The 10,499-nt window shown below is 41.6% G+C and carries 7 protein-coding genes and 1 pseudogene; 6 read left to right on the forward strand and 2 right to left on the reverse strand.

Going from position 1 to position 10,499, the window contains the following annotated elements; all coding sequences use genetic code 11:
- From VB740_RS14865 to VB740_RS14885, 5 genes and pseudogenes are all read left to right on the forward strand, one after another.
- A pseudogene (locus VB740_RS14865) lies at positions 1–227 on the forward strand (hypothetical protein); the annotation flags it as partial.
- 105 nt (positions 228–332) lie between these two features.
- Positions 333–1,427: an alkene reductase gene (locus VB740_RS14870; protein ID WP_323200757.1), complete on the forward strand. Its 1,095-nt coding sequence runs from the start codon at positions 333–335 to the stop codon at positions 1,425–1,427.
- 283 nt (positions 1,428–1,710) lie between these two features.
- Positions 1,711–2,424 (forward strand): rubrerythrin family protein, encoded by a 714-nt coding sequence (locus VB740_RS14875; protein WP_323200758.1) that lies wholly within the window; start codon positions 1,711–1,713, stop codon positions 2,422–2,424.
- 668 nt (positions 2,425–3,092) lie between these two features.
- Positions 3,093–3,824 carry a class I SAM-dependent methyltransferase gene (locus VB740_RS14880; RefSeq protein WP_323200759.1) on the forward strand — a complete coding sequence of 244 codons (732 nt, stop codon included), beginning with the start codon at positions 3,093–3,095 and terminating at the stop codon, positions 3,822–3,824.
- Positions 3,825–3,844: 20 nt separating this feature from the next.
- Positions 3,845–5,332, forward strand: coding sequence for a hypothetical protein (locus VB740_RS14885; protein ID WP_323200760.1), 1,488 nt, complete (start codon positions 3,845–3,847; stop codon positions 5,330–5,332).
- A 187-nt stretch (positions 5,333–5,519) separates the two neighbouring features.
- On the opposite strand, the gene VB740_RS14890 is transcribed toward VB740_RS14885, so the two are convergent.
- Positions 5,520–8,393 carry an ATP-binding protein gene (locus tag VB740_RS14890; protein ID WP_323200761.1) on the reverse strand — a complete coding sequence of 958 codons (2,874 nt, stop codon included), beginning with the start codon at positions 8,391–8,393 and terminating at the stop codon, positions 5,520–5,522.
- 320 nt (positions 8,394–8,713) lie between these two features.
- On the opposite strand from VB740_RS14890, the gene VB740_RS14895 reads away from it, so the two are divergent.
- A complete protein-coding gene (locus VB740_RS14895; RefSeq protein WP_323200763.1) occupies positions 8,714–9,619 on the forward strand; it encodes a phosphotransferase family protein in 906 nt (301 codons plus the stop codon).
- A gap of 149 nt (positions 9,620–9,768) precedes the next feature.
- Here VB740_RS14895 and VB740_RS14900 read toward each other — a convergent pair whose 3' ends face one another.
- Positions 9,769–10,344: a TMEM175 family protein gene (locus VB740_RS14900; RefSeq protein ID WP_323200762.1), complete on the reverse strand. Its 576-nt coding sequence runs from the start codon at positions 10,342–10,344 to the stop codon at positions 9,769–9,771.
- Positions 10,345–10,499 lie beyond the last annotated feature (155 nt).

Here is a 10,499-nt window from a genome sequence, read left to right on the forward strand (position 1 = left end):
GCCTTGACGTTTTCACTGCGGGTTATGAATTCACCGCAAACGAGTCGCACCACCCCACACCCTACACCCCACACCCTGTTTTTTGTAATGCAGGCAAAGCACAGGAAGTTGTTGCGGAAATTGAAAAGTTGGGAGTAGAAGCGATCGCTGTACAAGCTGATATTAGCAAAATATCCGACATCCAACGATTATTTGAACAAACACTTGAGGGCAAAACATCCGTGTAAACGGTGGAATTGCATGAGGCGATCAAAGCTTTCCTCATAAAAGCGATATTCCTCGTTTCAAAACCTCAGCCGATAATGTGCAACGCAGTAATAGAAATTTAAGCCATGAATTCCAATATCAATCTTTTCACCCCAGTTCAGCTTGGCCCTTACACCTTACCAAACCGGATCGTAATGGCACCGATGACGCGTTTACGGGCAATTGCAAGCATCCCAAACTCGCTGATGGCAACTTACTACGCCCAACGCGCTAGTGCTGGGCTGGTCGTTACCGAATGTACAATGGTTTCACCTCTGAGCTTAGGATACATAAACTGCCCAGGTATTTACTCAGAAGAACAAGTGGCAGGATGGCAATTGACAACTAATGCAGTACATGAACAAGGGGGCAGAATTTTTTTACAACTTTGGCATTCTGGGAGAGTTTCTCACTCGGCTTTACTTGGTGGAGAATTGCCAGTTGCTCCTAGTGCGATCGCAGGAGTTGGCTCACTCCATACACCCATAGGTAAAGTATCGTTGGAAACTCCCCGTGCTTTAGAAACCCAAGAAATTTCTGAGATTGTCGAGCAATTCCGTAAAGGCGCAGAAAATGCCTTGGCGGCTGGATTTGATGGGATTGAACTTCATGGTGCATTTGGCTATTTAATCGATCAATTCCTCCAAGATGGCTCGAACCAACGCACAGATGAGTATGGCGGTTCAATAGAAAAGCGCAGCCGATTCCTTTTAGAAGTTGTGGAAGCAGTCGCTAGCGTTTGGGGTGCCAACCGTGTTGGTATCAAACTTTCACCAAGTAACACTTTCTACGGAATGCATGACTCCAACCCTCAAGAAACTTTTAGTTATGCTATCAAGGCTCTTAACCCCTTTGGACTTGCCTATCTTCACCTGATGGAACCGAACGAAGTTGATTTAGCAACCCGCGAAGTCATGAACCCTGTTACACCTTACTTCCGCCAAATATTCCAAGGTACTTTGATTACCAATGGTGGCTACGATCGCCCAACAGGAGATAGTATTCTTGCCAGCAACAACGCAGATTTAGTTTCTTTTGGCAAGTTATTTCTTGCTAATCCTGACTTACCAAAACGCTTGGAACTGAACGCACATTTGAACACCCCAGAGCCAAAGACATTTTATGCCCCTGACGCAACAGGATACACTGATTACCCATTTTTAGAACTTCAGACCACTTGAAATAATCACAATTACAGCAGAATTCAGGAGTAAAATATGCTTTATACCTGGGTAACAGACTTAGCTTAAATCTGCTGTATCTCTAAATCAAAAGTAGAATTTGTCATCTGTAAAACTTTTCGGTTTTATAATTGTCCAAGAGCAGCTAACAAAACGGATTGCTAAATATGGGCTGGAAAAGTTTGTATAAATCATTTAAAACTTATACAAATAATGGCTCGTATATCCGGTTGTAAAGTCTGTATTCTCACGCTAAATATCACTTTGCAGGCATCCAAAAATTATGGATTTGTCCAACTTTACTACACTTCAAAACTTGGAAGCTGCCTTCGGTGGTGAATCGATGGCAAATCGCAAGTATCTGTTTTTTGCGGATGTGGCGCGTCAACTTGGGTTTCCAGACTTGGCGAAACTTTTTAAAGAAACAGCTGATCAAGAAACCGAACACGCTTTTGCACATTTTAAGTTGCTGCATCCAGAACTTGTGGTAGAAGATTCGGCTGCTTTAACTGATGAACAAAAGCGAGAAATTGTATCTCGCTGTTTATCTTTGGCAATTGAAGGGGAGACTTACGAATATACCACAATGTATCCAGAGTTTGCCGCAGATGCTCAACGCGATCGCGACAATCCTGCGGCTGAAGAATTTCTCAAACAAGTTAAAGAATCAACCGATCATGCGAACACATTTCGGGAAGCTGCACACCGTTTTGGCTTGTTAAAATTCATCGAAAATTACCACGCCGAGCGCTACGCTGAAGCTTTAGAAGTATTAAATGGAGGACAAACAGCAACCAGAGTTGCAGATGAAGATCCCAAAACTCGGAAATGGATTTGTAGACAATGCAGCATGATTTACGATCCGGTTGCTGGCGATCCTGATTCGGGAATTGCACCTGGTACACCTTTTGAAGAAATTCCTGATGACTGGGAATGTCCGATTTGCGGTGCTAGCAAAAAAACTTTTAAACCATTTGAGGAAAAAGTTGCAGCCTAAAATGACAATTACAGCAGAATTTAGAAAGCTCGGAGTAGCGGATTTCTCCAATGTCTTCTGTTCGGCCTAAAAGTACGATGAACAGAAGTTACAAGAATCAGAAGTAAAATTTGCTTTATATCTGGTTCTTGAGTTTACAAACTGTAGCTCATTAACTTGCAAACTGCTGTAGTTAAGCTGTCTTTTTAGCACATAAATGCGAAGTATCTCAAGAGATACTTCGCATTCTTGCTTTTATATATGACTCATATTTGATTGCGTGAAAAAACTCCGTACAGATCAAAAAGCCTTCTTGCCTATTGCCTATTGCCTATTGCCTATTGTCTGCACACGCAAATAAATTCAAAAATCAAAACGGATTCCTATATACAACTGATCAAGTCAGTTAACAGGCTATTAGCATAACTTTATGCATGGATGCTACTCAAACACCTTAGCTTCAAAAATCTCAAAAAATTCACCAACTATTTAATATTTGAGTCTATTAATAATCAATATCTTAATAGTTTTTAATAAAAAATTAGTTAATATAAATATAGTTAATTTTTTGTAATAGTTTTTTTGTATTATCGTCTGTTATCTTAAAAACTACACAACTCGCTGAACCTTAATGTAAATTTAAAATTTCCTAGCTTTTACCAACTTTCAAATATTTTGGAGATATCTTCGTGTCTGTCATTAAAATTGCACACGAGCAGACCCATGCATACCAAATATTTTCAGAACAGTATTCTAATTTAGGAATTGAAGGGACATATTATCTTGCGTTTGCTAATATTATCCAACGCATTGAAAACCCTGTTTCCGGTTTACTCGCTTTAGATTTTGGGTGTGGAGCAGGGCGATCAACTCGGTTTCTCAAATCCTTAGGATGGGATGCGATCGGTGTTGATATCAATGCCCAAATGTTAGCCCAAGCTCGCCAAATCGATCCAACCGGAATATACTACTTGGTTGATGTATTACCATTGCCTTTTGCAGATGCTTACTTCAATCTGATTTTTCAAAGTTTTGTCCTGCTCGAATATTCCTCCATTCCTCAGATGATAGAAACACTCAGAGAATGCGATCGCCTACTAAAAAATGATGGCATAGCGATCGTCGTGACTTGTTCAGAGGAATATTACTCCCATGATTGGCTGTCCTTTCAAAATGATCTGCCAGAGAATCATAGCCTTCAGTCAGGGGAAAGAGTTCGAGTCTCGATTCGGGGAACAGAGATAGTTTTATATGACTATTACTGGACGGATCGAGACTACCGAATTGCGTTTGAGCAGGCGGGTTTTGAGGTCATTCAAGCGCAACGACCTCTCGCTCAAGGGAACGAACCCTTTACCTGGGTGAGTGAACTGGAGCATCCATGTTGGGTGATTTATTCGCTCAAGAAACGTACTAACTAAACCGAAGGAGAACTTTACCCATGACCGGAGTGTTACCTATCAAGGCTGAACTACGAAATTCACCTTCTGTAATGTCTACTCTTGAAGGGAATAATGTAGTACAGGCTGTGCTTGACGATATTCACCAAACCCTTGGTAATACAGGGGGTGAAGTTTATTTTAGTGGTGTCGATGAGCGTCGTTTTATGGAGTCAAATCCAGACGACATTGTTTCCCGTTGGCGTCAACTAGTAGATCAAGGGATTGAAACGCGAGTGCTTACCCGGTTTGGTGATGCTTTCACCCTTAAAGACTCCAAATCTCAACATCGTTGGATTCCAGAACATTTCTTTAACCCCACTACTATTTGTGTCTACGGCGATAAGGTCGCCACTATTCTTTGGGGTTCTCCGGCTCAGGTCTTAGTAGTGCAAGATTTTGCCTTTGCTGATGCACAACGCAAACAGTTTCTCTGCATGTGGGAGCAAGCAGAGATTCCTACAACAGAAAACAACACACTAGAAGTAAAGAATCTCCTGGCTGAACGGACAATCAAACGATTTGGCGGTCGAGTTAGCTACATTAGCGGCAAAGATCGGCAGCTTTTTCGAGATTTCCGCCTATTAGACAAAACGCAGACTTACGGTAACAGCTTTTATTATGTCTGCCAAGCGGCCAATGGACTCGGGCCAGATCGCCTCGGACTGAAGTATTTTGATGGTCGGATGTTGGCTGGTATCGGTATTGGTAATCGCTTCTCACTTGGAGGTAACTGGCATTTCCACGTTGTTAACCCGATGGGAGAATTTGATCCAGAGAGCTTACAGCGTTTATGTCGGCATTTATTAGAGCTAAGTGGCGTTCCTGTGTTCGTGAAAAAGTTAACGATGGAAGAACGCGATCGCCTTCTGGACATTGGCTTTTCACCAATCGAGGATTATCCTTGGCACGCCCAAGCTATGGAAGAAGATGATACCTTTGCTGAACAAATCCTCGATGTCAATGCTGTTTTGGAAAAGCTAAAGGTGCATCAACGTAGTGGTCTTAAGACCAACTATCGCTACTTCTGCTCTAAGTTTGGCGATCAAACCACATCTGAGTTTTTATGCGAAGAGAATGCTGCTGAGGCTCATGATATCGTCAATAAGTTCTTTGACTATTTAGATATCAAGCAGTTGCACATCTCCCAGACCTCAGACTACGACAACATTATTCATTATCCTCCACTGGGCAACAACGGCAAAATGTACTTTTCGCGGTTGATTCGGATTGCTGGTAAGGCTGCGGCTTTCTTTGCTATGGAGCCGATAAGCGATGATACAGTGGGTCTTTATGCAAGTATCACTTTGCACCAAGAATTTCCTAACCTTTCTGAGTACTTGATTGTGGAATGCTGTCGGCTTCTCCAAAAAGCAGGATATCGCTATTTAAATTTGGGTGGCTCAGAAACAAGTGGATTGTTTAGCTTCAAAGAGAAGTTCTCACCTGTAGAATACAGGAAGCTTCAATGGGTGGTGTATAAGGTTTAGATTATTCCTATTGTGCAGTGGCAAGAAAAAATAGTTATGATTTTTGGAATTTGATTGCATGAGAATTTTGAACTTCAGATTTACAATTTTATTTCATTGTTAATTAATGAAATAAAATTGTTTCAATCAAAGATTTCATATTTTCTCTAGTGAAAGTGAAAAAGAGTTATTATCTTAGCAAACCAGATTAGAGACTGCTAGTGTTGCCTATCTTTGCAACATACGCCGATTTAACCGGGATTTGAATGCAAAACTTTGCCCCTTGTCCCGGCTCAGAAATACACTCCATCTTGCCACCGTGTTTATCCACTACAATTTGGTAGCTGATAGATAATCCCAAACCCGTGCCTTGTCCCACGGGTTTTGTAGTGAAGAAAGGATCAAATAGCTTCTGTTTAACACTTGCGCTCATTCCAGGGCCATTATCTTGAATAGAGATAGCTATCCAATCAGGATTTACTACTTTAGTACAAATGATAATTATACTAGGGTCGTTTTTGATTTCTGCTACTGTTCTTTCGTCGTTGTACTTGTCTAACGCATCAATGGCATTACTAATAATGTTCATAAATACTTGGTTCAATTGTCCGGCATAACATTCTACGGCTGGCAATTCTCCATACTCTTTGTGAATTTCAATAGCAGGATGTTCTACTTTTATTTTCAAACGATTATGCAAAATTAACAGTGTGCTATCTATTCCCTCATGAATGTTGACAGGTTTCATCTCTGCTTCGTCCAGTCGAGAGAAGTTACGTAAGGTAAGGACAATTTCGCGGATGCGCCCAGTGCCGACTTTCATAGAAGAGAGCGTTTTGGGCATATCTTCTATCAGATAATCAAGTTCAACTTCTGCGATCAAATTTTGAATTTCTGGAACCGGATTTGGATAAATATCTTGATAAAGCTCGATTAAACTAATTAGATCCTGGGTGTAATTATCAATGTGAGTGAGATTACCGTGGATAAAGTTAACGGGGTTATTGATTTCGTGTGCTACACCAGCAACAAGTTGACCGAGGCTAGACATTTTCTCAGTTTGAATTAACTGTCCTTGAGTGTGCTGTAAATCTTGTAAAGTTTCTTCGAGTTCAGTCGCTTGCTGGCGCAAAGTTGCTTCAGAATAGCGTAATGCTTCTTCTACTTGCTTGCGATCGCTAATATCCCGTAAGAAAACAATATATTCTTGGCGCTGGGGATTGATTTTGTGTGAAACCGTTGTTTCAATGATCTGCTTCTCTTTTGGAGATTTTTGTAAGATTTGCTCACTTCTGCTTTGCCAATAAGCAGGCGCATCACCTAATTCTGGAAAAAAATCATCAAGATGAAGCCCAAGCAGCTGATTGACATCTATTCCGAATAATGATTCAGCAGCCGAGTTAGCTTGAGTGATGACGCCATTTTCATCAAGCACTAAAACTGTATCTAAGACAGTATCTAAGGCAGTAATGAAGCGACTTTCAGCCACTTCGCGGGCTTCGGCAATCGATGCAATTTGTGGTAAAGTAGTCCAGCAAGCGATCGCTACTGCCATAAATGAAATTACCATCAGCAGAATGAAAAAGAGATTTTTATCTGCACCACTAGGGAATTTTTCAAACTGCTCCTTAACCACCCAGATAATAGTAGCAGTACTACAAATTAATGCTAATAAAATTCCTACCTGAAACCCGACAAAATCTTTAATCTGGGTACTATATGACTGTCGGCGTTGCACCCACCATTGAAGATGGAAAGGGGCAAAAGGGATTCGCCGGATAGCCGCATCAGCTACTAAAACTATCACAGGTAGCAGTAGCCCAGCCGCTAAGTTTTGCCACCTCCAGGCTAAACCACCAACTATTAAGGCTACTAGCTCCACACAACAAAAGCCCAAGGATAACCAAGGCCATCGTATTCCAGGCTGTCCACGGTTCAACCATAGCCCAAAATGGAATGTGATAATACATAATAAATAGCTAATAGTGATAGTTATCACTAAATTATTGAGATCGCCCGAAAGTAAATAAAATAAACTGAATATAAAAGCAAATATTAGGCTAGGTTGCAATACACCTTGACGGGAAACAACTGTGAAGACTGGAGACATATGCCCGTCTAAAGCTAGTTGATACAAAATACGAGGAGTATTAGCTACCCCAATAGCAGCACCAAGAAGGCAACTAGAGCAAATCAATAACGTTACAATTAATGAACTTGCTTGGCCCCAGAAAGGTGAAGCTGCGACAAAAGTCTTAAACAGATCACCTTCTAACTCTGGGTTACTGCCTAAACGCATCAGCACCCAAGAGCCACACAGAGAGATGATAGCGATTAAATAACCTGCAACTGATAATAAACGTAAAGTTTGGTGGGGTTTTTGACTATCCGCTACAAACGCTGCACCTGTTTCAACACTATAAACAGCATAAACGGCGAAGAAAAACCACTTCGGCCATTCAACAGCCGAAAAACTAGGCAAACTGCTAGGAAGCAAACCAGGACTTTGTGGCGAAAACGCTAACCAGCCTATGCCTTGAACAGAAAACAGAAGCACTAATCCGACTGCTGGAATAATGAAACATAAATGCAGAATTGCCAAAGCGCGTGTACCACTAAACGCGATACTGAATAGAAGTAGTGTGAAACCTATTTTCATCGCCATCTCTGGACAATGAATGCCCCAAGGTTCCAGCTGAACTTTGATCAATTCTGTAAGAATGATGCCGTTGATGGGAAATGAAACCCAACCAGCAAAATATCCTAGTGCTGCATAGCGTCCTAAAAGCGGAAAATTTTTCAGCAGTCTGCTGGTGTAATTAGGTGTTCCTCCTGACACATCTGGCCATTGCCTACCCAAAGCTTGCACTTGAAAGCACAGCATTACACCTATAATGGTTGCTGGTATCCACACAAACAAGGCTTGCATTCCTAGCCCAGAAGTTATGAATGGTGCAGAGGTAAACCATGAAAGTAAGCCAGACAAACCAAAGCCAAAAGTTTCAATAGCAGTTAAGGAACGCGGAAGCTTAATGACTGATTTGTAATTTTTTTCCACACCCAAAACTGGCCGGGTAGGCATAATTAATTGGAATTGACACTACAAGCGCTTAAATAACATATTTTTATTTGTTGAAATAAGGGTGAGAATGCTGAAAACTTCAACATTAGCTCATATTCTGACTATTTTTATCAGTAATTATCCACAACCTCGTAAAGGAAGCATTGCCTGTTTGGTTACTTTTGCTGGGATAGCTGTCTCTATCCTCATGGAGTTACAAAAAAATACTTAGATTTACATGACTTTGAGCCTTATACAGTTTCTTTATGAAGCTGCAATATATTTTACTCATTAGATTAATGTGAGGTAATTTGACACTTATAGAAATTACAAAGGCTATTTTGCGTTGTTGTCCAGAATGGACAATTGACTCAATATACTATCTCGCTGAGGGGGACTTCTGTTCAGCATACGTTGTAAATGATGAATGGGTCTTCCGCTTTGCTAAACACGACAAGGCACGCGCGAGTCTGAAACGCGAATACTGTTTGCTTCCCAAACTTGCAAATCAAATCACACTCCCGATTCCATCTCCACAAATTGCCTCCTTTGAAGATAATCCGAAACTGTCATTTATTGCTTACCCGCTCCTGCACGGTCACGCTCTATCGCAAGAACAATATTTCACACTTGAGGAAGCAAGTCGAACCCATTGTGCAAAGCAAGTAGCGCACTTCCTGAACCAGATGCATTCGGTGAATGTAAGGCTTGCAGAGGATTGTCATGTATTAACCAATGAATATGCAAATCGGTGTTCTGATTTGTTGAAGCGAGCGCGAGAGAATCTGTTTCCAATCCTAGATAAACCAGAGTGCCTGTTTATTGAGCGGGTGATTGGGAGCTATCTAGAATCATCCGGTAACACCTCAGATTTTCGCTCCACGTTGTTGCACGGCGACCTTTCTCCAGATCATGTTCTCTTCGATGAGAAAACGAAGCGGGTCACTGCCATCATTGACTTTGGAGACATAATGATTGGAGATCCGGCATGGGATTTCCTCTGGATTTATGAGGACTATGGTTTGGACTTCTTATCGCGGATGCTGCCAGCATATCGTGAGTCTGATCAGCCCGCACTGTTGCAGCGTGTATTTCAATTTTCACTGCTGCAAACTATTGACTGGGCTATTATTTGTCAGGTAAAAGGTGACAATGCTTTTATGGAAGCGATGACACAATTAAGAACAATGAGGGTTCAAGAGGAAGCGCAGTTTACAGAATTGTTGTTAACTTGCGGATTTGCCTAACAGTTCTTGTGTTGGGCTATTTAGCTTAAAAAGGGGGTCGCCACAGGCGAGGGGATCTTAACCCAAGCGTATTGGTTTTTAGATGGCGCAAGATGAAAGGAAAAGTTTGTTTTTGCTACCCGATACAAAGGCATATTGAACAAATACGTTCAATGAGTAAGAGTATTTTCAATGCGACGGTCGGGGATGAGCCACATAACTGCAACCAGAACGTATAGTATACAGGCAAACCATGAGTTCACAAAAGCAAGTGGAATTGCCACTGCATAGCACACCATCGATATTTTTCCTTTGAAATCTCGACCTACTGCGATCGCTAATGTCGAATCGCTGCCATGATGAGAGATGAGGGTGCGGGTAAGGATGAAGTATGCGAGCGCAGACAACAACAATACCATACCATAAAGGGCAACTGGCATGGCGGCAAACTGATTCTCGCCCATCCAGCCAGTGACGAAGGGGATTAATGATAGCCAAAACAGCAAATGTAGATTCGCCCAAAGAATACGCCCATTAACGTGTCGGACTGCCTGTAATAGATGATGGTGATTGTTCCAGTAGATGCCAAGAAAGATAAAACTCAGCACATAGCTGAGAAATACTGGAATTAGGGGACGCAGCGCAGCTAAATCGAACCCATGCGGCACTTTGATTTCCAGCACCATAATGGTGATGATAATGGCAATCACCCCATCGCTGAATGCTTCTAACCTCCCTTTTCCCATGTACGCATTCCTTTTTTATTTACCGAAAAATTGGGTTTAAAGCCCCGTCCTTCTAGGACGGCTTTGAATTAATTAGTGTACCAGTACACTATACTAATAATAGTGGAAAGGTAATCAACCACTTAAAAAACCTAGCCGTCGAAAGACAAAGCGCT

It is taken from the genome of Nostoc sp. UHCC 0251 (genome assembly GCF_034932245.1).
Classification (GTDB): Bacteria; Cyanobacteriota; Cyanobacteriia; order Cyanobacteriales; family Nostocaceae; genus Nostoc.

What these genes read in the sequence shown, in the direction of transcription:
- VB740_RS14870 (WP_323200757.1), top strand. Translation starts at nt 333, where the DNA reads ATGAATTCCAATATCAATCTTTTCACCCCAGTTCAGCTTGGCCCTTAC.
- VB740_RS14875 (WP_323200758.1), top strand. Translation starts at nt 1,711, where the DNA reads ATGGATTTGTCCAACTTTACTACACTTCAAAACTTGGAAGCTGCCTTC.
- VB740_RS14885 (WP_323200760.1), top strand. Translation starts at nt 3,845, where the DNA reads ATGACCGGAGTGTTACCTATCAAGGCTGAACTACGAAATTCACCTTCT.
- VB740_RS14890 (WP_323200761.1), bottom strand. Translation starts at nt 8,393, where the DNA reads ATGCCTACCCGGCCAGTTTTGGGTGTGGAAAAAAATTACAAATCAGTC.
- VB740_RS14900 (WP_323200762.1), bottom strand. Translation starts at nt 10,344, where the DNA reads ATGGGAAAAGGGAGGTTAGAAGCATTCAGCGATGGGGTGATTGCCATT.